Origin of the sequence: Natrialba magadii ATCC 43099, from assembly GCF_000025625.1 — an archaeon.
In the GTDB taxonomy this organism is placed as follows: domain Archaea; phylum Halobacteriota; class Halobacteria; order Halobacteriales; family Natrialbaceae; genus Natrialba; species Natrialba magadii.
On the sequence record NC_013922.1, the window covers coordinates 629,020 to 651,813 of the forward strand.

Sequence of the window (22,794 nt, forward strand, 5' to 3'; positions counted from 1 at the left end):
CTACTACTGGCGGCTTCGATAAATCGCGACGCCGAACGCGAGCAAGAGCACGCCGGCAAGGATGAGATAGAGCTGATCGAGTGCCGGATTGAGCGTCATTACTGCACGACGGCCAAGATAGGTCACAGCGAGCGTGAGGACGGCCGTCCCGGCGAGCAAACCGAAGAGTGTCTGATCCTGTTTTCGCCAGTTGGTCACCATGGTGGCAACGATGACGGACGCGAGCAACGAGAGGGTGACGCCGTACTGGAGCAACTGTACCGTCGGAGAGTAGTCCGAGACGAGCCCCAGATCAGTCGGGCTAAGCGCGACGTGGAGTGGCAGTGAGACCAACCCAAGCGCCAGCACTGCAGGGATGTGAGCGGACCGAAGGCGTGGTTTCCAGACGAGTGCCGTCGCGACGACGAACATCGCGAAGATGAGAATGGCAGTCCAGAAGTGCAGCGAGAGGATTTCCATCTCGTAGCTCAGAACCGTCTCGCGGCCGAGGTAGACCTGAATTGGCGTCAGGACCATCCCGAGAACGACCAGCGCGGCAACGCGGCGGTCGATGTCAGGACTACGCCACGCCGAGACTGCAGAGCCGACGATGGCAAAGCCGGCAAACATGGCGACGAAGCGGTGGAACCACTCGTAGAAACTCGGCAGATTAGCGGGCAGCAGATTGAACGGTCCAGCGTCACACTGTGGCCAGTTCGCTTCACAGGCGAGTCCCGACCCGGTTGCCTTCGCGGCGACGCCGAGCAAAATCGTTCCGGCGACGAGCACGAGCGTCGTCGCGAGCAGGTGCGGCACACCGAACCTGGCGATCAGCGAGCGAAGTCCCCCATCGGCGGTCTGGCTATCTGACGACACGGATACGCGAGGGTTAGGACCAGCCGTACTTACATTGCCCGAGTCGGACCCAGTCAAAGGTCGCCGAACACGTACAGGATTCAGCAACGACACTGCTGTCGAATCAGTGGTCCGTCGGATTCAAGACGCCGCCACGCCAGCACCCGGCATGGACAAACGCGAGCGACTGGACGACTACCTCGAGCGCAACGAACTCGAGTCGGTCTGGTTCGCCCGGCCGAACGCCTTCGCCTGGCTGACCGGTGGCAACAGCGTCGTCGACCGGGAGACGCCAACCGGCGTGGCCGTTGCCGGCTACGATGGCGACGACGTGCGAATCGTGACGACGAATAACGAAGCGAACCGAATCGAGGACGAGGAGCTACCGGACCTCGACACGGACGCCGTCTCCGTCGAGCAGTTCGGCTGGCAAACCGACTCACTCGCCAAGGCAGTCGCCGCTCGCGTCGGTAAGGACGAGCGCGCCGCTGCCGACATCGACGTACCCGGACTCGAGCGAGTGGATCCGACGCCGCTCCGGCAGCCACTGACCGAACAGGACCAGGAGCGCTACCGCCGTCTCGGTCGCGAAACCGCCGCTGCCGTCGAGTCCGTCTGCCGAGAGTTGCGGACGGGCGATAGCGAACACGAGGTCGCCTCCGCCCTGCGCGTGGCGCTCTCGGCGCGGAACATCGAAGCCCCCGTCATCCTCGTCGGCGGCTCCGAGCGCGCACAGCGCTATCGCCACTACACACCGACCGACGCCGAACTCGGTGACTACGCGCTCGTCTCGGTGACGACCGAGCGGGCCGGTCTCCACGCAAGTTGTACCCGGACTGTCGCGTTCGACGCACCCGAGTGGCTGACCGAGCGCCACGAGGCCGCTGCACGCGTCGAGACAACCGCGCTCGCCGCGACGCGGAAGGCCGCTTCGACGGGCGGCACGGCCGGCGACGTGTTTACCGCGATTCAGGACGCCTACGACGAGGTCGGCTATCCCGATGAATGGATGGAACATCACCAGGGCGGCGCTGCCGGCTTCTCCGGCCGCGAGTGGATTGCAACGCCCGGCCACGAGGCGAGCGTCGTAGAGCCCATGGCCTACGCCTGGAATCCGACGATCGAGGGCGCGAAAAGCGAAGATACTGTGTTGCTCGCTGATGGCGAGTTCGAGGTACTGACCGCGACCGATAACTGGCCGACGACGACGGTGGAAGCTGTTGCGTCCGCTGGCGACGCAGCGCTCGGAAATGGAACTGGGGACGAATACTCCCTCGAACTCGAACTCGAACTCGAACGTCCAGCCGTACTCGAGTTAGACTGACCGAACGAAGGAGAGTAGAGGTAGTAGCGAGGGGTCGAACAGTGGATTGCAGACGTGCTATCTGTCGTGGGTGTCGGTCGCCTCGGACGAGCTAGTGGTAGTGTCGGTGTCAGGGGTGGAATCCGCGTCGGCTGCTGGGTCGTCGACGGTCGTATTCGTATTCGTGTTCGTGCCCGTGCCCGTGTTTGCGGTGGTACTCGAGTCCGGGTCCGTCTCTGTGCTTGTGTTCGATTCTGTTCCCGTAATCGTGTCCTCGCCTGCGTCAGTGTCGATGTCGGTATCGTCGCTATCGACCGTGATCGTCACCGGGTCGAAGCCGTGCGTCTGGGAACCGTCGGTGTTTCCGTCTGCCGAGCGATCGAGCACGCGGTCGAGGGTGAAGATGGTGTTTAGCTCCTGCTGGACCTGGTCGACGACGCCGCCGACGAGGTCGCTTGGCTGGATCGCGGTGTACTCGTAGGGGTTGTTTCCTGCGCCTTCGCTAGCACGTTTCTGGCGTGTGACGCGCTCTTCGTCGTGGAGTTCGGCGAGCGCTTCGCGGACGGTACTCGGGTAGAGACCGGTTCCCTTCGCGACCTCCTCTGAGGTGCTCGCGGGGTGGGCGAGCAGGTGGACGTAGATTTTCGCGCGGGTTTCGGTGTCGAGGATCCACGAGAGCAGGTCGACGATACGCTGGTCGACTTCTTCGGCGGCGGCTGTTCGCATGCCGTCGCTGGTGTCGTCGTTCTCGGTTGTCTCACTCGCCTCACCCGGTTCGGTCGCCTCGTTGGGGCCGTCAGTGCGACGGTTGCGCTCACTCCCAGCGTTGGCGTCAACCGCTGTCGAATCGGGAACGCTCCGGCCGTCTGCGTCCGTCTCAGCGTTAGACTGGGCAGTCGGCCGGCTGTCGTCCGTGGTGTCATCCACCTGTCGCTCGGTTGTATCGTCTGGATCCATGTGTTCTCTTGCTCGAGACAAAGTTTCGCTGCTGGTTAAACCTTTGTGAGCGTCTGTATCTGGGGAAATATCGACGGACGAACCGACTGCGTCCGACCGACTGACGGCTGGGTGGCCAGCATTGCCCAGCCCAGTATCACTTTCACTCCGGTAGCACACACCTTTTAGCCTCCCCGTTAGTACAAGGGGATGATGACGTCGTTCCAGTCGACACTCGGTGAGGAATCGGGGATCGCCGAGGAGCTGGCAGAGAGCCAGCAAGCGATCTCCATCGCCGAGTTCTTCGAGAAGAACAAGCATATGCTCGGCTTCGACAGCGGTGCTCGAGGCCTCGTCACGGCCGTCAAGGAGGCCGTCGACAACGCGCTTGACGCCGCCGAGGAAGCCGGTATTCTCCCGGATATCTACGTCGAGATACAGGAGGAAGGCGACTACTACCGCCTGATCGTCGAGGACAACGGACCGGGACTCACCAAGGAATCGCTGCCAAAGGTTTTCGGGAAGCTCCTCTATGGTTCTCGCTTCCACGCCCGCGAACAGTCCCGCGGACAGCAGGGGATCGGTATCTCCGCCGCCGTGCTCTACTCACAGCTCACGAGCGGCAAACCCGCGAAGATCACTAGCCGGACCGAAGGCACGGACGAGGCACAGTACTTCGAACTCATCGTCGACACGGACGACAACGAACCTGAGATTAGCGTCGAAGAGACGACGACCTGGGACCGCCCACATGGGACGCGCATCGAACTCGAGATGGAGGCGAATATGCGCGCCCGCCAGCAGCTTCACAACTACATCAAGCACACGGCGGTCGTCAATCCCCACGCCCGACTCGAGCTTCGCGAACCCAAGGCGCACTTCAAGTTCGAGCGAGCGACGGATCAACTGCCAGAGGAGACTGAGGAGATCCGTCCACACCCACACGGCGTCGAACTCGGGACCGTGATCAAGATGCTCGCGGCGACCGACTCCCAGACTGTCTCCGGCTTCTTACAGGAGGAGTTCACCCGCGTCGGGAAGAAGACCGCCGAGTCGGTCATCGACGCGTTCCGCGACCGTCACTACGGCCGCGAGATGCGCTGGCGGCCGCCTGCGAGCCACGAGTCGGTCGATCTCGACGCAGCGGTCACCGACGCCACCGCGAACAAGGGAGCCGACGCGACGGCTGCGTTCGCTGGGGCGATCGAAGACGAAGTCGCCGACTTCGACCGGATCGCCCACTACGAACTGCGCGATGTCGTCGATTCGGCTGCTGACGATGTCGAAGACGAACACGGGACGACGTTCGGCGACACCGTCCGCGAGAACGCCGTCGAAGCAGTCTGGCTCGAACTCATCGACGCCGTACCGGTGGACGATGACGAAGCAGCCGACCCAGCGGCCGACGACGCTATCGAGAGCGAGTCCCGCCTCGTCGCAGACCTCTACGACCTCGCCGACGATGCCACGAGCACCCGCAAGGACGACGAGGTCATCCAGGCCTTCGCCGTCCGGCTCGCTGGCACCTTCGAAGACGAGACCGACGACGACCCGCGCCACCGACTCACCCACAAGACGCTGCGGGAGTACGTCGACCGCGCGGCCGAACTCACCGAGGAATACGACGACGTGGCGTTCGGCGACACCGCCCGCGAGAACGTCGTCGAGGCGATCTGGGACGTGATGGCCACCGTCCCCGACGACCCGCCGCTCGTGCGCGAACTCGAGGGCGACCGTGACGCGACGAGCGATCTGGTCGACGGGATGCGTGCGACCGACATCATGGCCCCGCCAACACGGTGTCTCTCGCCCATTTCTGACGACCTCATTCAGGCCGGTCTGGAGAAAGAGTTCGACGCGGAGTTCTACGCCTCGGCAACGCGAGACGCCGAGGTCCACGGCGGCGATCCGTTCGTCGTCGAAGCCGGCATCGCCTACGGCGGCGAACTGCCGGCCGAGGGCAGCGCGAACGTGATGCGATTCGCCAACCGCGTCCCGCTCGTCTACCAGCGCGGCGCGTGTGCGACGACCGACGTGGTCAAATCCATCGGCTGGCGCAACTACGGACTCGACCAACCCGGCGGCTCCGGGCTTCCCAACGGCCCCGTCGTCATCATGATCCACGTTGCCTCGACGAACGTGCCGTTCACCAGCGAGTCGAAAGACGCCGTCGCGAACGTCCCCGAAATCGAAGACGAGATCGAACTCGCAATCCGGGAAGCCGCTCGCGACCTCAAAAGCTTCCTCAACAAGCGCCGCTCGATGCAAAAGCGCCGGAAGAAACAGAACGTCCTCGGCACTATCCTGCCCGAAATGGCAACGAAGGTCGCCGAGGTCACCGGTCGCGACGAACCCGACATCGACGACGCCATCGCCCGCATCATGAACAACGTGCTCGTCGAGCGCGAACTCGAACAGAACGGCGACGGCCAGGCCGTCTCCGTCATCGTCGAGAACAACTCGAGTACGAACGAGACGCTCGAGATCACCGACATCGTCTCGGCCGAACCGCGCAGCCTCTCCGACGGCGCCACCGTCGTCGAAATGGACGGCGAGTGGTTCGTCAAGTGGGAGGCCGACGTGTCGAGCGGCGACGACGCGGTACTCGAGTACGAGGTCGCAGACGATGCGAGCTTCGATCTGGACGTGAAGGGTGTCGAAACTGAGAAACTGACGGTGAAACAGTAATATGAGTGCAGACAACGAGCAAGCCAGAGAGCAGTTGATCGATCTCGCGGCACAGTTCTACGACCAGTTCGAACTGGGCGAGATCCCCCACATGTCCGTCCCAACGCGGACGAAGAACAACATCGAGTACGACGAGGACAAGGATGTCTGGGTCTATGGCGACCGTGAATCGACCCGCTCGGCCAACTCTGTTCGCGGCGCGCGCAAACTGTTGAAAGCCGTCTACACCATCGAGTTCCTCGCGGACCAGTTAGAAGAGGATCGCTCGTCGACCCTGCGTGAACTCTACTACCTCTCCGAAAGCTGGGACAACAAGGAGGCCCAGTTCAACGATCAGGACGAGTCTAACGGGCTGATCGAGGACCTGGAAATCGTCTCCGGCGTCACCCGTGAGGACTTCCACATGCGCCCGGAGGAATCCGGTGCAACCCTCATGGGCCCGCTGCACCTGCGCGAGCAGACCCGCCGCGGTGAGCGCGAGATCCACTGCCAGGAAGACGTTGGCGAGGGTGGGTACCAGATTCCGAACAACCCAGACACGATCGAGTTCCTGGGCACTGACGCAGACTTCATCCTCGCAGTGGAGACTGGTGGTATGCGTGACCGCCTCGTCGAGAACGGCTTCGACGAAGAGTACAACGCGCTGATCGTTCACCTGAAGGGCCAGCCCGCCCGGGCGACGCGCCGGATTACGAAGCGCCTGCACGACGAACTCGACCTGCCGGTCACGGTCTTCGCTGACGGTGACCCGTGGTCGTACCGGATCTACGGCTCGGTCGCCTACGGTTCGATCAAGTCGGCACACCTCTCGGAGTACCTCGCGACGCCCGAGGCCAAGTACATCGGCATCCAGCCTGCCGACATCGTCGAGTACGATCTGCCGACCGACCCGCTGTCGGATTCGGACATCAACGCGCTGGAGAGTGAACTCGAGGATCCGCGCTTCCAGACGGAGTACTGGGAGGAGCAGATCGAGTTGCAGTTAGAGATCGAGAAGAAGTCCGAACAGCAGTCGCTCGCGTCCCACGGTCTGGACTTCGTGACGGATACGTATCTGCCGGAGCGCCTCGATGCGATGGGGATTATCTAACCACTCCAACTACTCAACTCATCGACGACTGGTCCGGGCGTTGATCCTGTCTCAACTGACCACATACCACCCCCAGCCGCGTTCGCGCAGCGACGTTCGACGGACACAGCCACATCTTACTGATCCACCCTCTCCTACGGATCGGTGTCCTGGTTTTCCGGTACTCGCCCCCGAGAGCCAGCATTGTGCGCTGTGGAGACGTACTGTCATGGGCTGGCCGCTCACTACTGGAGCAATCCAATCGCGTACGCAGTTGTCAAAACTGATTCCAACGTGGTACCAGCTACCGGTCGAAGCCACGAACGAGAAAGCCTATACCGAGACACTAGACAACAGAAGGTGGAACTGGAATGAACGAGAATCGAAACGTCATGGATATTCTCACACAGGTACGAGAGTCACGCCGGCGGAAGCGCTGTCCCGACTGCGATGGCGTCGTTTCGATCCGGGGGTTCAGAGGCGAGTACCGCTGGGAGTGTTTGGACTGCGATGCGCTCGGAATCGGATACCCATCCCGTTCGGCCGCGTTGGACGGGATCCAACAGCGGCGTCGGTGAGTCTCTCGCAGAGAATTGACTTCTCCGCACACCTTCAGTCTCGTCCAGCGTCGTCGATATGCCGGATGGGATGTCGCGACGAAGCGCTGCTGGTTGTGGCCGCCGACTCGGGGGGAGTGAGGTGGATCGACCAGTCATGAGGGATGGACCTGCGGCAGACCACGTTGTGCTTTCTTCTCGGGACCGAGCGTGAAAGTCATGGTGAGTTGGTGGTACGGTGGGGATTTATATCGGTGTTAGTGGGACAGCGAGGCGGGTTCATGCCTATTGAAAGCCTTGCCAGAAGCGATGTCGTAACGGCACACGAAGATGAGTCCGTTCAGGAACTCGCAACACGCATGGATGAGTCCCACGTCGGCAGTGTTGTGATCACTGACGGTGACGAACCGATCGGGATCGTTACCGACCGCGACCTCGCAACGCGCGTACTCGGCGACGGGATGGATCCCGCAGAAACGACAGCTAGTGATGTTATGTCCGACAATATCACAACTGTCGATCAGACGGCCGGATTCTACGAGGCAACCGAACTGATGAGTGAGCATGGTATCCGTCGGCTCCCTGTTTGTGACGATAGTAACGAACTGGTCGGAATCATCACTGCTGATGACCTCAACGAACTCCTCGCCGACGAGCACCTGCAGCTTTCGGATGTCATTCAGGCCCAACGGCCGGAGTACTGACTCCACAGTCGAATAGATTTCCAGCGATCACTCCGTGATCCGGCCTGGTTTTACGACACTCCCGACACAAATTCTTCACTGGAATCTCCGCAGTTGTGGGTGGTACTCGAGTGGTCCGTAACTGTACAGGATCAGTATGGGACAGAACACCCAACGCTATTATCCAACCGACACGTATGAGAAACAATGGCCAGCGATTCGGACCGAATTTTCGGCTATTCACGCAAGACAGTACTCCTTGAGGCATCACGAATCGCCTATGCAATAGCGATTACCGGAATGGTAACACTTCTGGTCGGGTTTAGTCTTTACTGGGTTGATACAGAACTACTGGGAAGAGCAGAACCAGTTGTCGGAGTGCTATTACTAATTCTCCCACTGGTGCTTGTCCCCGGCCTGTACAGTTACGACCGCAGACACGAACGAGACCTGATTATCGCGGATGCGGTAATGAAAGTGATCCGCCCTATCGTCGCATTGATCCGTCTTTTCCGGGGTGTAGGACCGTAGCACCCATCCGCTACAGTGCTGTTTCCAAATTTCAGAGGGAAGACTCTCGACAAAAGTGAGAACGAGGAAGTATTGGTTTCTTTAATTCGTACTCACGATCATAAATCCAGCCAAACTCCGTGGGCTGCAATAGCAAGGATTACTTCGGGTGCAGTCTAATTAAACGAACGAATGGCAGACTCGTTCTGGTATCCGTCAGTGGGCGACGTTCTCGCCATCCACGACGATATCGTATCTGAGTATTCTGATACGCACGCTGGCGTCCAGAATCGTGGCGATGTCGAGTTTGCCCTGAACTACATCGAGAGTGGGAGTTTCGGAACGGCACCCGAAACGATTCACGAGAAAGCGTTTCACCTCATTCGGCTATTGGTGGCAAACCACCCGTTCGTCGACGCAAACAAACGTACTGCACTCAATACGACGGTCGTGTTCTACTTTCTCAACGGGTATCGGTTCGTGTACGATAACGAAATCAGGACGGTCCTCAAGCAGTTCGGCACGGATCAGGCAACCGTCGACGAAACGGAAACCCTCGAATACCTTCGATCTCACACCGAAGAAATCGACCTCGCAGGTGAGATCGAACAGTGGCGCGACGATCTCATCCGGTACGGATTGGACGAACTAACCGGCGATTCGTCTAACCCGAACGATTAACCGCAGTCGAGACGATACAACAACCATGGCGACCAAGGAAAGTTCAGAGTCCGAAACCCCATTCGATGAAGTGATGGAGGATATCCGGGGTGAACTCGTCCGTCGGGTAGCAGCAGCTGACCGGGACGCAAATCGAGACATCTACGACGCACTCGAAAACGAGTAACGCGCTACGACTCCTGCTTTATCAGTTGGTACTCACGATCTTGATTACCATCTCTGGGTACACACAGTGTACACAACATGTAAACTCCATTTTGGCCTTCGCGGTCACTACACGTGCGTATTGATCGTTGAAATTCCTGCCAATCAGCGTATCTCTTTCAAAGGTAGTAATCAATTCAGGGTGCAGATCTTGCACGCCGGTTCGGTCTGTTTGAACAACTGAGAGGGCACAATAGAGACAATTCAATTATTAACCCCCTATCCTCTCTCCCGATTCATCTCAACTTTTATCAAGTTTAGGTTTTTATCCTAAACCAGTGAAATCGTTCACACGACGAGAAGCCCTCCAGTTTAGCGGCGTATGCCTTGCTTTAGGGACCGCTGGATGTACATCGCTTGGATTCGATTCGGATGAGAACCGAGAGTATTCGATTGCAGTGTATAATCACTCCGACACTCTCAGGACTTTCCGCATACATATCGGGGAACGACCAGGCAAATCCTTCCATACTGAAGAGGTTGAACTCAAAGCGAATTCCGCTAATGAAACGATCCCATTTGACGGCGTCCCAGGAGGTTTGGCTATTACTGTCGATGAGGGCAATCAGTGGGACAACCTGATATTCCCGTGGCCTGTCCAACATGGTGGCGAAGTGCCCGCATCGGAAGCACAGATCCAGTTTTGGCCGGACAGCCAACAGGGAATCGTTGTATTGCCGGGTTCGGGGAGTTAAATCCTGAGGGATACGTAATCCATTCAAAGGCTAAGCAAACTCACGAGTTATTGGAATTCACCGTGAAACAAACGGGCTATACTGCTGAACTGAACCTCTCCGTCTTGCACGCGAAATTCTAACAGAGGATAGAGAGATTACAATCCGTTGCGCTACATCCTTCACCTGTACTGATCACCGCGCCCGCCTAAAACGCAGAGTCTTATTTGTTACAATAGAGTCAGTTAGTAGATACGATCTTGATAACATCCCCTTCTGTGAGCTCGTAGTCTTCACCCACGTCCCGGCCCGACTTCGCGTCGACCGCGTGGAGATAGCCGTCGCCAATATCGGAGTGCACTGTATACGCGAGATCGACCGGCGTCGCACCGTCTGGCAACAAGAATGCGTCCGGAAGCACGTTCCCACTCCCATCGGACCACTTCGCTGCGTCTTCGACCGGATAGGCCGTCAGATGATCGAGCAAGTCGTAGACCGCGTAGTCCAGCGCCGACTGGACACCCGTCCCGTCCCACTCGGCCATCGTGTCAGCGAGGCCCTCGAGTGCCTCCCGCTGTGCGTCACTCACTCCGTCGCCGATCTCGAGTGCCTCGTCGCCAGGGTCGTAGTCGACGAGGTCGTTGTCGGCGGCGCGACGGAGTGCGAGTTCACCTTCGGCCGTGGTCGGGATGACGGGCTTGTCGAGTTCGAGCAACTCCTCGACGTTTTCCTGGGGAGCCACGTCGATCTTGTTCGCCGCGACGACGATCGGCTTGGTTCGCTGGCGGACGTCACGGGCGAGCGCCTCGCGGTGCTCGTCCTCCCACTGAATCGGATCTTCGGGGTAGTCCAGATCCCGGAGGACCGTCGCGATCTGTGTTGGCGAGGCACCGAAGCCCGAGAGCATGTCTGCGAGTGCCTCGTCGATGTCGAAATCGGGCGAGCGGGATTTTCGCTCGACGGATTCCCAATTTCGCGCGACGATGTCCGCGAGCCAGAGGTCCATCTCCTCCTCGACGAAGTCGATGTCCTCGAGTGGGTCGTGCTCGCCGATGTCGACGGGTTCGCCCTTTGCGTTGGTGCCGCCGGAGGCATCGATCACGTTGATGATCACGTCGGCGTTGGTGAGTTCGTCGAGGAATTGGTTCCCGAGGCCCTTGCCCTCGTGTGCGCCGGGGACGAGGCCGGCGACGTCGATGAGTTCGATGGGGACGTACCGTTTGCCGTCCTCGCAGTCGTCGGCGTTGCAGCGCTCGTCGCGCTCGAGGCAGGGGCAGTCGGTGCGGACGTAGCTCACACCGCGGTTGGCGTCGATGGTCGTGAACGGGTAGTTAGCGACGTCGACTTCGGCCATTGTCGCCGCGGTGTAGAACGTGGACTTGCCGGCGTTTGGCTTTCCGGCAAGCGCGATCGAAAGCATGGGAACCAGTAGCTCCGTCCGCTCAAATTGTCTTTCGGTTCTGGCACACGATTCTGCAGGGACTGCGCGATGAAACGAGCCACCGGCTGGAGACACTGTACGACGTAAACAGGGCGTATAGCGCGCTATACCGTCAGTTTGTAATTCGTCCCACCTACCTTTCAGCTGAAGGGCTCAGTCTCAATTGCAGTGGAACGGAAGAGCGGACTATGCAGTACGATGACTTCATCGGCGAGGTCCAACACGGCGCACAGCTCGACTCACGAGAGGCCGCACTGAGCATCTCGCGGGCGACGCTGACGACACTTTCGGAGCGCATTCAGCCGGGCGAGGCCGAGAATCTGGGTGCCCAGCTTCCGGCAGAGCTCGGCCGATTCCTCGAGGACGTCGACGACGTCGAACGCTTCGAGTTCGAGGAGTTCATCACCCGGGTCAGCGAGCGCTCGCAAGTCGGCGAGGGCGACCCGGCCGACGCCACGTTCCACGCCCAGATTGTCATGGAAGTCGTGACTGAGGCCGTCGATCCAGGCGCAATCGACGACGTTCGCGACCAGTTGCCGGCCGACGAGGGGTACGCCGACCTGTTCGAGCTGGCCGAACAGGAGGAGAGTCCGCGCTGACTGCTGACGGCGAGCCACTACCCGGTAACCGCTGGCACTACCCGCTTACTCTCGGGGTACTCGTCTACTCTACTCGAGTAGCATGGTTTGAGTCCGAGACTGAGACTGAGACTAAGACCGAGACCGAGACCAGGCCGAGACCGATTCCAAGGCCACAATCGAAATCGGGCTAACGGCTGAGCTGAAGCCGAAACTGGGCCCACCCTACGCCGACGGGGTAACAACCGCTGGTCCCAACTGCCTGATTGCTGACCGTCGGACCGGGAGAGAGGCCTACAGTTCGATTGCCATCATGACCTCGTCCACGTAGTGACCGTTGAGCTTGTAATGGTCCTCTCGAACAGCCTCCGTCTCCCAGTCGTGTGCCTCGAGGAACGCAATCGCCTCCTCGTTGCTCGAGGGAACACTCTGGTAGACCTTCTCGTACCCGTTCGAACCTGCCCACTCGAGTCCACGTGCGAGCAGGTGCGAACCGATGCCGTGCCCGCGGTAGCCTTCCACGACGCCGACGGTGAGTTCGGCTGTGTGGCCCAACTTCTCGAGTTCCGGTGCGTAGAGGTGGACCCAGCCGACGACCTCGTCTTCGACGGTTGCGACGAAGAACATCCGGGACTCGAGTTCGTTGTGTCTGAGCAGGGCTTGCTCGTGGTCGATTTCGTCGGCGACGCTCTCGCCTTCGATGTAGGTTTTCTCCTCTGCAACCTGCCGAATCGCACCGACGATGCCGGCCAGGTCTTCCTGTCTGGCTGGCCGGATGTGGAACGAGACCTCACCGGCGGCGTACTCCTCTTCGGCGCCGGCGTCGATCGTGACGTGGAGCTCGCTGTCGGTCTCCTCAAGCTGGCCGTCCCGTTTCAGGATTGCGACGTGGTGGCGAAAGCCACCAGGGTCGATCCCGAGTCGGTCCTGGACTTCCGCAGGTGAGACAGTGCCGTGGCGCTCGACGTACTCGTAGATGGCTTTTCGGTCGGCGTGGCCGAACTCGAGCGTATCTCGTAGTGCCATGTCATACCACACCATTCGATAACACTTAATCGTTGGCGCGCCGCGTTCATCCTGACTTAAAGCACTCATCGATACAGCCGGGGGGCTTTGTCTGTCGACGCTAACCACTTTGGTGGTGGGATGGCTGGACGAACGATATCACGGCGATGGGACGTCTCTACCGGGTGGTTCCCGTCCAAACGATGAGTGAAAGTATGGTGACTGTGGCCCTGAGTGGTGGGGCGCTGGCGGTTGCGGTCGCTGTTGGCCTGCTGGCACACGAGTGGATGCACGCACTCGTCCTCCGCGTTGCGCGAATCGACTACAGACTCACGTACTTCCCGGGGAGCGCTACGGGATTCGCAGGCATACTCGCCGGGCGTCCGTGGGCGGTCGTGCGTCCACAACCACGCGGGCACGAACCCGCGTGGATACTTCGGGTCGCGGCGCTCGCACCGCTTTCGCTTGCAGTCCCCGTCTTCGCCGTTGGTGCCGGGTTCGTCTCGCCCGTTGCAGTTCCCGTTGACATCAACACGACGGTCGCGACAGCGTTCGCGATCGGCTGGCTCGCCTGTGCGATTCCGAGTCCACAGGATTTTTCGGTCGCGTTCTACGCGCATCGCGCACTCGAGCCGGTAGCCGACTCCCCGTCGGTGGGTACTCATTCCCGCGCTGATTGACGGTCGCCGGAAACTCACCGCTGGGGTGGCTGTTACGTTCGTATTCGCCTTCTTGTCTGCTCGTCTGTTCGTCTTCTCAGACCAGTCGTGTCTCTAGACTGATTCGGATCCACGTCCGCGTTCGGGTTCGGGTTCGGGTTCGGGTTCGGGTTCGGGTTCGGGTTCGGGTTCGGGTTCGGGTTCGGGTTCGGGTTCACATCCACGTTCACACCCGCCTTCATCGACCAGAGTGTAGAGTACAGCACACGATCGACACACAGCCTGTCGTCTCGAGTGCGTATCGCATCACAAAAGGTGTGTCTGGAAGGTGGCGGCGGACATACAGCCACGAATGACCGCCGCCGACGATTGAGCAGAGTGTTCCACCGGCACTCGCAGTTGTCAGTCGGTAGCCGATGCGTCACGGGGTCGGCGGAAGCCGACAGGAGAACTAACGAACCGTCCACTAATCAATCTAGTTGTTGTGGCTAATATGCCCATATCTCGGCCATATCTGGACATTCAGACCTTAAATGTTCTGTGGACGTTTGAATGGTCGGAACCCGCCGGCAACATCGAGTCAAAGTATCTGTTCGTCTCGTTTCGTCCAGTTACAGACGTTCTGGTCGCCCGTTCTCACAGCACGCAAGGCAGAGGTGCATATACGTATCTCGCCGTGATAGTCATGATTGCCGGACAAAGTCCGGTACCAGGGACGAACCACAGGAACGACTGCTGGTGCAGTCGTTGCCGCCCACCATACACCGCACGACGGGGCTACGGCGTGTGACGAACCCCGACTGTGTGTTTGTGTATCCACATCTGTGTCCGTGCCTCACCACGGCGGATCACGCTCTACAGGGGGCATGATCCGTCTCATCCCCGCACAGCAGCCTCACAGCCGTTGTATCTGTCACATGGGAGACGGCACTGTCACGCGCTCGTCCGCATCCCATTCCAGCCCCCCAATCCCAACACTACCCCACCCCCGCCCCCGCCCCACCCTCATCCCCACTCCCATCATCCACCGTTTTTCACTCGACTCCACGCACAGACGACTAGTAGTCTCCACTCCGACCACACTCCAACACGACATAGTACCCTCCTCAGTCGGCGGCCATCCACAACGGCACGTCAAAATCAAAGGCGCTGCCCAGAGACCAGCAACGGAGCGGCGACCGAAATACTGGCCGTGCAGTCAGAGTGAACGCCGGTAGCCACAGTGTGGACAGGACAACAGCCCATCCGACACCAGCATATAACTGCGCTCACAGTGCGTACACGGCGCCCCGATCGAGATATTCGCCGCGTGTGCAACCCCCACGAGCGCGTTCTGCAACTGAACGAGTTGCTGTCTGGGGACCGTGACGAACGCCGACTCCTCGGCTTCTGATTCCGTTTGCTCGGTACTCGAGTCCCCGTTACGAGTAGACCGTGGCGTGTGGGGGTCCTGATTGCGATGTCGCTGTGCGTTCCTGCGAACGCGATGTGTGTGAACTGCACGTCGTGCAGCGGCTCGGTCGTCTGTTGCTGTGCAGTCGCTGTGTTCGGTGTTGGTTTCGTTTTCCTCGTCACCGGTATCGGTATCGGTCTCAGCGTCAGCAGCAGGATCATCAGCACCAGCAGTATCATCGGTATCCTCGCTCTCGTCAGTGAGTCTGGTACGACGTGCACCGGTGTCATTGTGTGTCGCCTCGTCGTTGTGATCGCGGCGCCCAGTGTGCGTGTCTCGAGGGATCTGACTGGACGTAACACCAGGCGCGGAATACTGGGAACGTCCGTTTCTGGCCTGGGCCTGTGGGAACTCTTGACGAGGACTGCGTCGCCGCCTTTTTGGATCGAGCTTACGCTCGCCGTCCGGTGGTACTGGGGGTGTCATCGGTACTAGTAGACGCAGGTCAGCTAAAACACCGCCGTCTCTCAGCGAACGAGACGGTCTGTTCGGACAGAATCGCCGTTCTGTGGGGTTGTGGTATGTTTTGGCAACGCTTGCCCGCAGATAATAGATTATTATGGTCTGTTTTCAATATCGGACTGGTCTCGTACCGGGTTACTCCCCCTACTGCGAGGCTAGCATTCCAACACGTCTGCAACACGTGTATTTCGTCAGTCAGGGATGACTACCCTGACACTCTCTTCGATGACGGCTCCTGATGAGACGTCTCTCTCGGTTGCAGACCGCTGAGAAACATCGAGCCATCTGGTCGCTCACGGCAGTATCGAGGATTGGAGATGAAGCGGGATTTGAACCGCGGTCGCAGCGGAGTTGCTCCCTGATTCGAATCCCCTCGCTTGTCCATTACGCACCGCTCACGAAGTTGTTCGCGGTGAGGAAATGGGGTCGGAGGGATTTGAACCCCCGATCGACTGATATCTCCGGTGCGCCTCGGAACTCCAGAGGGTCATCACACGGACACTGATCAGGTGCCCGATCAGTATATCAGTCTGGAGTGTCGTCCCGGGCGCGGTGCCTCTGGAGTCAGTCGCCATCCCTGACTTGGCCACGACCCCTCGATATCTCGTTGGGGGATGGTGCCTAAAGTGGTTTCGATTCGGACTACAGCCACGGGGCGCGTCCTTCAGTTTCGGTGGTGTCGTCACCGGGGTACGGTCCGTTGTCGTCGTCGTTCTGGTTCGTCGACTGCTCGCGTCCGTGGTTCTGGGTCTGGACCGGTGCCTGTTCGTGTTCGTGCTCGTGCTCCTGTTCCTGTTCGTGCTCACGTTCACGCTCGCGTTCGCTTTCGGCTGTCGTCGCATCTGCAGCCGCCGTCGAACTCGAGTCGGCAGCCGTAGCAGACCCAACGGTCGTTGGCTCGTCGGTACTATCCTCGCTACCATCGGCGAGTGGTCCGGTTCCAACGGCCGGGACGAACGACGACGGAGTTGGTGACGAGTTCGACGATGCCGTTGGAGTCGGCGATGGCGTGCCGGCGCTCGTGGCTGCCGACGCGGTCGTGGGAACCGGTGACGAGCCGTCGGATGGGCCGTCCGAGCCGGTCGACTCCGAGTCGCGCTCGAACGGGAACTCGATCGCGAAGAGGGCCGCCACGACGAGAGCGGCCAGTGGTGCCTGTCCGAAGGCCATACCGAGCAGCGACAGCGGGAGCAGTCCGAGTGCGACGGCGCTTCCGAAACGGAAGCGGTCAATGTCCATGTACTCGCGCAGGTACGGACCGCTGATTGCAATCGCGAGTGCGAACGCGACGCCGGACACTGCGGCGAGCGTCGCGTTCATGACGAGTGCGGGGTCGTCCATCAGGGTGAACGCAGCGCCGCTCGGGTCGATGCTCGCGACTAGCCCGAGTCCGATGATGACGCCCGGACTCGGCAGATACTCGCCGATAGTCGCACTCGCAGTCTTCGCAGCGATTGCGAGGATGACGACTGCAGCGAAGCGCTTGATGGTCTCTTCGTTCAGGACCGTCTCGATTGCCGGAGCGAGCGCGGCCTGCACGGCGGCAAGCAGTATGAGCGGGATGCCGACGAGCAGGACGATCGCGACCTGTTCACGGGGCGTCCCGTTCATTTCGGCGAGCATGACGGCGACGGTTGCACTGCCGCCGAAAATGAGGAGACCGACCTGAATGGCGCTCCATGGGTCGTCGATCGCACCCGCCAGGATGAGCGCCGGGAAGACGCCATCGATCAGCGGGAGCATCATCACGAGTGCCAACAGCTTGGCGTCACCACCGACTAACCGCTCGAGACGGAGTGCGACCGGATGCTGAGATGCGCTCATCGCTTACGAACGATGGCCATGACCCGAGGCCGATGGGTGATATGATAACCGGTCACGCACGGACAGGCCCGATACCCGCCAGTTCGTCCGGATACGACCTCGTGCTGTGAGTTTGAAAGGAAGTGTAAATTTCCCGAACATATTTTTGGCGACGGAGACGACGTTCGTCCGGCCAACGGTTCGGGTCTCGCTGGAACTCACAGCGTTCATACACGAGTGGAACACCGGCCTATCAATAAACGTTGCGTGAGATACGGTTACACAACTCGGCATACTTTCGCCGCCAACGCGCAGATCCTGACAAAGGTGCACTTATCTGCCCGGCAGGTGGTATCCCTCAACCTGGATCGCATAAACGGTGGACGCCGGACCAGACAGTTCGGTACTTGTCCGACCGCGGTATGTGCGTGTTGTACTCCTCGGTTGTTTTCTCGTTGTCTGCATTCATCACTCCCGTCAGCAGTTCGCATTCGGTACGTATCTCGCAACGCTTTTTGCCCGGGCGTTCGGACAGTTTACATGGCGAACGACGTTCCTGAGCACGAGCCGTACTCTTCGAAACTCACCGTACCAGAGGCGCTTACGTTCGACGACGTCCTCCTTCGACCCAAGGAGAGCCGCGTCGAACCGGACGACGCGGACCTCACATCGAACGTATCGACCACCGTCGAGCTCTCAGTTCCAATTCTCTCTGCCGCAATGGACACCGTCACCGAGAGCGACATGGCAATCGCGATGGCCCGACACGGCGGCCTCGGCGTCCTCCATCGCAACATGAACATCGACGAGATGGTCGAAGAAATCGATCGCGTCAAGAGCGCAGACGAACTCGTCATTCCCTTCGACTCCGTCGTCACCGCAGATCCCGAAATGTCCGTCCGCGAAGTCGACGACCTGATGGCCCGACAGGGCGTCGGCGGCGCACCCGTCGTCAACACCAACGGCGAGGTGCTCGGGATCATCTCGAGTACAGACATCCGGCCACATCTCGAGGTCAACGAGGACGACCCGGTGACAGAAGCGATGACCGACGAGGTCATCACGGCTCCAGAAGATATCAACGCCCGCGATGCGTTCGATCTGATGTACGAGCACAAGATCGAACGTATTCCGGTCGTCGACGACGAGAACCTCCTCGTTGGCCTGGTGACGATGCAGGGGATTCTCCAGCGCCGCGAGTACAAGGAAGCCGTTCGCGACGAGGACGGTCGCCTGCGCTGTGGCGTCGCAGTCAGCCCATTCGAGCAGGAACGCGCCGAAGCCGCAGACGAAGCCGGCGCGGACATTCTCTTTATCGACACCGCACACGCGCACAACCTGAACGTCATCGACGGAGCGCGTGAGATCAAAGAGAGCGTCGACGCCGATGTCGTGGTAGGCAACATCGGCACTCGTGAGGCGGCCGAAGAGCTCGTCGAGTTCGCAGACGGTCTCAAAGTCGGCATTGGACCTGGATCGATCTGTACGACCCGCGTCGTCTCGGGGTCGGGTATGCCACAGATCACGGCCGTCGCGCAGGTCGCAGACGTCGCGAGCGAGCACGACGTCCCCGTCATCGCAGACGGTGGCATTCGGTACTCCGGCGACGCGATCAAAGCGGTCGCCGCCGGTGCGGACGCCGTTATGCTCGGTTCGTACTTCGCCGGCACCGACGAGGCACCCGGCCGCGTCGTCACGATGAACGGCAAGAAGTACAAGCAGTATCGCGGCATGGGCAGCGTCGGCGCGATGAAATCTGGGGACAGCGACCGGTACCTCAAAGAAGAACCCGACGAGGAGGAAGACTACGTCCCAGAGGGTGTCGAGGCAGCGACGCCGTACAAGGGCTCGCTCCAGTCCGAACTCCACCAGCTCGCCGGCGGAATGCAGTCCGGGATGGGCTACGTCGGTGCAGCGACGATTCCGGCGTTCAAAGAGCGTTCGGAGTTCGTTCGGGTCTCCTCAGCCGGACAGGCTGAGAGTCACGCCCACGACGTGGTTATCACGGACGAAGCGCCGAACTACTCGCCAGACGGCGACTGAGCCTCCCGGTTAACCGGTCTCCGACGTTGTGGATCTGGGACGAGCGTCGACTTACTCGAGTACGAACGCGTTCTCACAGTCCGTACAGGTGAGTTCGAACTGACCCTCGTCAGTGAGCGCCAGTCCGTGCCCCTGTTCGGTTTCGCAGACGCGACAGTAGACCAGCGACTCGATCTGGTCCCACTCGTGCTGTGCGCCTGGTGCACCGAACGCGAAGCCGACGACCCGTTCGTCGGCGTCTTCGGGGTTGTATCCCTGCTGGAACTCCCCCGGTCCAAAGCGGATTACCTCGTCCGCCTCGACCGTCACCGGCCCGTCCTCGGTATCAAACACCGCCGTACCCGCCTGGACGTAGAAGACTTCTTCCTGATCGTGGTGGGTGTGGTAGCCGCCCGAAAACGACTCGCCAGGCTCGAGTTCGAAGTAGTTCATCGCGAAGTCAGAGAAGCCGAGCGCCGCCGAGATCGGTCGGCGAACCGAGTGGACACCCATCGGATTCTGTTCGTTGTCGACCTCTTCGATCGAGACTTTCTCCATGGCTTGCCATTCGCGCTCGACAGTAAAATGGTTGGGAATGGGTACCACACAGGGGAAGACGGAGAAAGGTAACACATACGTTTGCTCGGTCCTGAATCGCGTGTGTGAACCGCCGTACGGCACTCCGATCCGCAGGTGTCCTCGCTACCGTCGGCCTCGCGGGCTGTGTCGATGCCGTTGAGGAGCACTTCCAGGGAACCTTCCAGGGCATCATTCCCATAGAAATACACAGTGAGGCCGAGCGGTCGCACAACATTACGATCGAAGCGTACGACCAGCAGGCAGGTCGCCAGACCTATGACGAGAGCTACACCGTTACGCCGGACCAGACAGTGAGTCCGCCCCACCTCGAGGCGACCACACAGAGCGTCCGGTTCGTACGATTCGATGGCACAGACGAAGAACAAGCGGATGTCAGAGAGGTCTCTGTCACTCCAAACACCCTGCTCGTCTCGGCCCGAATCTACGACGACGATCTCGTACTCGAGGTCCAGCGACGCGAATCCGACGGTGAGGAGACGGAGAACGAGACGATCGAGAACGAGACGGCAGGGGAACTCGAAGACGAGTCAGAACTTCCGGACGATCCGACAGAATCTGACTCTGACACCGATTCTGATTCCGATTCCGATTCCGATTCCGATTCCGATTCCAGTTCCAGTTCCGACTCTAACTCCAGTTCTGACTCCGGCTCGTAACACCCCTCACAAAGCCCAGTATTTGCTACATAGCGACTCGAGGAACCCTCCGTCGGACCGTAATATCGAACCGAGTGTCCGAGCTCTGTTGGTCGTTGCAGACGAGTCACGCGGTTCAGGGATACGGATGATACGCCCGCTCCAGTTGCGGCTTGAATCCAAGCTCCTCCGGGACACGTCGTGCTCGCTCGCCAAAGAACGGCTCGCCGGTAAACAGCGGCTGGGCACCCGGAACAACGACTCGCACCGCCTCGAAGCCCGCTGCAGCCACGTCTCGCGTCGTGAGACGCGCCGCGTACGGCGTCAGCCCAGCATCCTGCACTCGGTCGACAACCGACTCGAGTTCGTCGCGTCCGCTAGGTAGCCCGCCGTCCGCGTTCGTCGGCCCGACGCTGGCGGCAGGCACCGTCTGTTCGACATCGATGAACGAGCGCGCGGCGTCCGAGAGTGGCGCGGCAGCGTACTCGCCAATCGCACCCGACGCTGTGGCCGCTTCGTCCGGGCCGATGTTCCGTAACTCCATCCAGTTCTGGAGGGCCTCCTCGAGTGCCGACACGGCAGCGGCGCTCGCATCGAGGGCAGCGGCGGAGCCGGTGGCGAAGACGGGCCAGGCGTCGTCTTCGGACCCGTCGGGTACGTCGTCACGATGCACCGCAACTGCAACGACTGGCACGTCGATGTCCTGGGTGACGAGCAGCGGTGTCACGGTGAGTCCCTCGCTTCGCGCGCGGCGCTCGAGCACGTCGAACGTCGGGTCGTCGACGGCAAGTCCGAGCGGGTCGAACGTCGAGTACCACGCGAGCATGGTGGCGTCGCGCTCGACGACCTCCGTTAGGCCGGACAGAAGCGCGTCGACGGTCGACGAACCGAGTCCGAGTCCGGTCGTAATACCAGGAACCAGCGACTCGCCTGGCTGTGGGAACTGGACCGCGGCGGCTGGGAGATGCACCTGCTCGCCGGTCGCGAGGTTCTCGCCGGGCACCCAGCGGTGCTCAGCCGCCGGGTCGTACGCGGGCGCGTCGTCCGGCCGCACGAGTTCGGTCGGCGCTACCGCGTCGTCGAGGGCCTCCTCGCTCGCGTGGACGAACTCGTCGTCCCGGTAAACCCCGGCGCAGTACCGTTCGAGCCCCTCACCAACGGCTTTCATCAGCGCCGCGTTCCAGTCGTCTGCCACACCCGCAGCCTGCGCTGGCGCACTCGCGTCACTAAAGCCACGCGTCTCCGCGCTCGTCGCGAGGTAGTAGGGAACGGGGAACGATTCGATCTCGCCAATCGACTTGACGACTCCGACCCGGTCGTCGATCGCTTGCTCTGCGTGCTCGACCGCTGCGTCGAGTCCGAGCGCGTCGTCGTCCCGCGAGAGCGTCCGGTCGCGCTCGCCCGACGCACACGCACAGCCAGGGACCGGCAGCACCCGGCGGCGGGCGTGGGGTAACTCGAGTACGTGGCCGATCACGGACTGTTCATCGCCCGAGAAGACGCGAATGCACTCCCGGCCGGCGAGCGCGCCGGCGAGACGGGCGGTGGAGCGGTCGGTGCTTGGGCGGCCGCCGGCTGTTTGGGTCGCGTTCGTGTCGGCGTCGGACTCGAGCCCAGCGGCGACACGGGTCCGAAGACAGTCGTAGCAGCCGACGCCGGGGCCGGATGCGGGGGCGAAGCCGGCGATTGCGGCGTCTACGGCGGAGAGGGGGCGACCACCGACGCCGCCGATTTCGACGGCGATCCAGGGCGTATTCCCTGCGAGGGCTGCCTCGTTGGCCTGTTCGAACGTCTGTGCGCCGGCAACGTCGCTGACGACGGCGAATCGTGCGTCGTCGAGGTCTGCGGGGTCGGCGTCCTCGACGGTGATGTCGACGTCTCCGAGCGCGGCGACGAGCGCCGCGCGGACCGGGTCGTCGGCGACGACGTGTACGTGCATACCTGCATCTCACAGGCGGCGGGCAAAAGTGTCGTGCTCGATGCCGTTTGTGAGTGGG

General features: G+C 60.8%; 18 protein-coding genes and 1 tRNA gene. 11 read left to right on the plus strand and 8 right to left on the minus strand.

Going from position 1 to position 22,794, the window contains the following annotated elements; all coding sequences use genetic code 11:
- Positions 1–3: 3 nt before the first annotated feature.
- Positions 4–855, minus strand: coding sequence for a COX15/CtaA family protein (locus tag NMAG_RS02985; protein ID WP_004216375.1), 852 nt, complete (start codon positions 853–855; stop codon positions 4–6).
- 148 nt (positions 856–1,003) lie between these two features.
- Between NMAG_RS02985 and NMAG_RS02990 the strand changes: the two genes are divergently transcribed.
- Entirely contained in the window at positions 1,004–2,158 is a 1,155-nt protein-coding gene (locus NMAG_RS02990; RefSeq protein ID WP_004216376.1) for a M24 family metallopeptidase, read from the plus strand.
- A gap of 57 nt (positions 2,159–2,215) precedes the next feature.
- Here NMAG_RS02990 and NMAG_RS02995 read toward each other — a convergent pair whose 3' ends face one another.
- On the minus strand, positions 2,216–3,094 hold the full coding sequence (locus tag NMAG_RS02995; protein WP_004216377.1) for a helix-turn-helix domain-containing protein: 879 nt from the start codon (positions 3,092–3,094) through the stop codon (positions 2,216–2,218).
- A gap of 192 nt (positions 3,095–3,286) precedes the next feature.
- Between NMAG_RS02995 and NMAG_RS03000 the strand changes: the two genes are divergently transcribed.
- From NMAG_RS03000 to NMAG_RS21920, 6 genes are all read left to right on the plus strand, one after another.
- A complete protein-coding gene (locus NMAG_RS03000) occupies positions 3,287–5,761 on the plus strand; it encodes a DNA topoisomerase VI subunit B (protein ID WP_004216379.1) in 2,475 nt (824 codons plus the stop codon).
- A gap of 1 nt (position 5,762) precedes the next feature.
- Positions 5,763–6,851 (plus strand): DNA topoisomerase IV subunit A, encoded by a 1,089-nt coding sequence (locus NMAG_RS03005; protein WP_004216380.1) that lies wholly within the window; start codon positions 5,763–5,765, stop codon positions 6,849–6,851.
- An 817-nt stretch (positions 6,852–7,668) separates the two neighbouring features.
- Positions 7,669–8,091 carry a CBS domain-containing protein gene (locus NMAG_RS03010; protein WP_004216381.1) on the plus strand — a complete coding sequence of 141 codons (423 nt, stop codon included), beginning with the start codon at positions 7,669–7,671 and terminating at the stop codon, positions 8,089–8,091.
- 186 nt (positions 8,092–8,277) lie between these two features.
- Positions 8,278–8,601 carry a hypothetical protein gene (locus tag NMAG_RS03015; protein ID WP_004216382.1) on the plus strand — a complete coding sequence of 108 codons (324 nt, stop codon included), beginning with the start codon at positions 8,278–8,280 and terminating at the stop codon, positions 8,599–8,601.
- A 171-nt stretch (positions 8,602–8,772) separates the two neighbouring features.
- Positions 8,773–9,261, plus strand: coding sequence for a type II toxin-antitoxin system death-on-curing family toxin (locus tag NMAG_RS03020; protein WP_004216383.1), 489 nt, complete (start codon positions 8,773–8,775; stop codon positions 9,259–9,261).
- A gap of 25 nt (positions 9,262–9,286) precedes the next feature.
- Positions 9,287–9,427, plus strand: a complete 141-nt coding sequence (locus tag NMAG_RS21920; RefSeq protein ID WP_004216384.1) for a hypothetical protein — start codon at positions 9,287–9,289, stop codon at positions 9,425–9,427.
- A gap of 953 nt (positions 9,428–10,380) precedes the next feature.
- Here NMAG_RS21920 and NMAG_RS03030 read toward each other — a convergent pair.
- The gene (locus NMAG_RS03030; protein WP_004216385.1) at positions 10,381–11,559 is read right to left on the minus strand and encodes a redox-regulated ATPase YchF; all 1,179 of its coding nucleotides are present in this window, start codon (positions 11,557–11,559) and stop codon (positions 10,381–10,383) included.
- A gap of 209 nt (positions 11,560–11,768) precedes the next feature.
- On the opposite strand from NMAG_RS03030, the gene NMAG_RS03035 reads away from it, so the two are divergent.
- Positions 11,769–12,179, plus strand: a complete 411-nt coding sequence (locus tag NMAG_RS03035) for a DUF2267 domain-containing protein (protein ID WP_004216386.1) — start codon at positions 11,769–11,771, stop codon at positions 12,177–12,179.
- Between the two features lie 273 nt (positions 12,180–12,452).
- Here NMAG_RS03035 and NMAG_RS03040 read toward each other — a convergent pair whose 3' ends face one another.
- On the minus strand, positions 12,453–13,184 hold the full coding sequence (locus NMAG_RS03040) for a helix-turn-helix domain-containing GNAT family N-acetyltransferase (RefSeq protein WP_004216388.1): 732 nt from the start codon (positions 13,182–13,184) through the stop codon (positions 12,453–12,455).
- A 194-nt stretch (positions 13,185–13,378) separates the two neighbouring features.
- Here NMAG_RS03040 and NMAG_RS03045 point away from each other — a divergent pair, with 194 nt between their 5' ends.
- The gene (locus NMAG_RS03045; RefSeq protein WP_004216389.1) at positions 13,379–13,843 is read left to right on the plus strand and encodes a hypothetical protein; all 465 of its coding nucleotides are present in this window, start codon (positions 13,379–13,381) and stop codon (positions 13,841–13,843) included.
- Positions 13,844–16,158: 2,315 nt separating this feature from the next.
- On the opposite strand, the gene NMAG_RS21455 is transcribed toward NMAG_RS03045, so the two are convergent.
- Positions 16,159–16,333: transfer RNA gene (locus NMAG_RS21455), tRNA-Trp, on the minus strand.
- A gap of 46 nt (positions 16,334–16,379) precedes the next feature.
- Positions 16,380–17,561: a DUF5794 domain-containing protein gene (locus tag NMAG_RS03055; RefSeq protein ID WP_004216392.1), complete on the minus strand. Its 1,182-nt coding sequence runs from the start codon at positions 17,559–17,561 to the stop codon at positions 16,380–16,382.
- A 519-nt stretch (positions 17,562–18,080) separates the two neighbouring features.
- Between NMAG_RS03055 and guaB the strand changes: the two genes are divergently transcribed.
- The gene (guaB, locus tag NMAG_RS03060) at positions 18,081–19,583 is read left to right on the plus strand and encodes an IMP dehydrogenase (protein WP_004216393.1); all 1,503 of its coding nucleotides are present in this window, start codon (positions 18,081–18,083) and stop codon (positions 19,581–19,583) included.
- 51 nt (positions 19,584–19,634) lie between these two features.
- On the opposite strand, the gene NMAG_RS03065 is transcribed toward guaB, so the two are convergent.
- Positions 19,635–20,120 carry a cupin domain-containing protein gene (locus tag NMAG_RS03065; protein ID WP_004216394.1) on the minus strand — a complete coding sequence of 162 codons (486 nt, stop codon included), beginning with the start codon at positions 20,118–20,120 and terminating at the stop codon, positions 19,635–19,637.
- Positions 20,121–20,224: 104 nt separating this feature from the next.
- Here NMAG_RS03065 and NMAG_RS03070 point away from each other — a divergent pair, with 104 nt between their 5' ends.
- A complete protein-coding gene (locus NMAG_RS03070) occupies positions 20,225–20,818 on the plus strand; it encodes a hypothetical protein (protein WP_004216396.1) in 594 nt (197 codons plus the stop codon).
- A 115-nt stretch (positions 20,819–20,933) separates the two neighbouring features.
- Here NMAG_RS03070 and NMAG_RS03075 read toward each other — a convergent pair whose 3' ends face one another.
- Complete coding sequence (locus NMAG_RS03075; RefSeq protein WP_004216398.1) at positions 20,934–22,736, minus strand: YcaO-like family protein; 1,803 nt, start codon at positions 22,734–22,736, stop codon at positions 20,934–20,936.
- Positions 22,737–22,794 lie beyond the last annotated feature (58 nt).

What these genes read in the sequence shown, in the direction of transcription:
- NMAG_RS03010 (WP_004216381.1), top strand. Translation starts at nt 7,669, where the DNA reads ATGCCTATTGAAAGCCTTGCCAGAAGCGATGTCGTAACGGCACACGAA.
- NMAG_RS03005 (WP_004216380.1), top strand. Translation starts at nt 5,763, where the DNA reads ATGAGTGCAGACAACGAGCAAGCCAGAGAGCAGTTGATCGATCTCGCG.
- guaB (WP_004216393.1), top strand. Translation starts at nt 18,081, where the DNA reads ATGGCGAACGACGTTCCTGAGCACGAGCCGTACTCTTCGAAACTCACC.
- NMAG_RS03020 (WP_004216383.1), top strand. Translation starts at nt 8,773, where the DNA reads ATGGCAGACTCGTTCTGGTATCCGTCAGTGGGCGACGTTCTCGCCATC.
- NMAG_RS02990 (WP_004216376.1), top strand. Translation starts at nt 1,004, where the DNA reads ATGGACAAACGCGAGCGACTGGACGACTACCTCGAGCGCAACGAACTC.
- NMAG_RS03035 (WP_004216386.1), top strand. Translation starts at nt 11,769, where the DNA reads ATGCAGTACGATGACTTCATCGGCGAGGTCCAACACGGCGCACAGCTC.
- NMAG_RS21920 (WP_004216384.1), top strand. Translation starts at nt 9,287, where the DNA reads ATGGCGACCAAGGAAAGTTCAGAGTCCGAAACCCCATTCGATGAAGTG.
- NMAG_RS03045 (WP_004216389.1), top strand. Translation starts at nt 13,379, where the DNA reads ATGGTGACTGTGGCCCTGAGTGGTGGGGCGCTGGCGGTTGCGGTCGCT.
- NMAG_RS02995 (WP_004216377.1), bottom strand. Translation starts at nt 3,094, where the DNA reads ATGGATCCAGACGATACAACCGAGCGACAGGTGGATGACACCACGGAC.
- NMAG_RS03000 (WP_004216379.1), top strand. Translation starts at nt 3,287, where the DNA reads ATGACGTCGTTCCAGTCGACACTCGGTGAGGAATCGGGGATCGCCGAG.
- NMAG_RS03030 (WP_004216385.1), bottom strand. Translation starts at nt 11,559, where the DNA reads ATGCTTTCGATCGCGCTTGCCGGAAAGCCAAACGCCGGCAAGTCCACG.
- NMAG_RS03065 (WP_004216394.1), bottom strand. Translation starts at nt 20,120, where the DNA reads ATGGAGAAAGTCTCGATCGAAGAGGTCGACAACGAACAGAATCCGATG.
- NMAG_RS03075 (WP_004216398.1), bottom strand. Translation starts at nt 22,736, where the DNA reads ATGCACGTACACGTCGTCGCCGACGACCCGGTCCGCGCGGCGCTCGTC.
- NMAG_RS03040 (WP_004216388.1), bottom strand. Translation starts at nt 13,184, where the DNA reads ATGGCACTACGAGATACGCTCGAGTTCGGCCACGCCGACCGAAAAGCC.
- NMAG_RS03015 (WP_004216382.1), top strand. Translation starts at nt 8,278, where the DNA reads ATGGCCAGCGATTCGGACCGAATTTTCGGCTATTCACGCAAGACAGTA.
- NMAG_RS03055 (WP_004216392.1), bottom strand. Translation starts at nt 17,561, where the DNA reads ATGAGCGCATCTCAGCATCCGGTCGCACTCCGTCTCGAGCGGTTAGTC.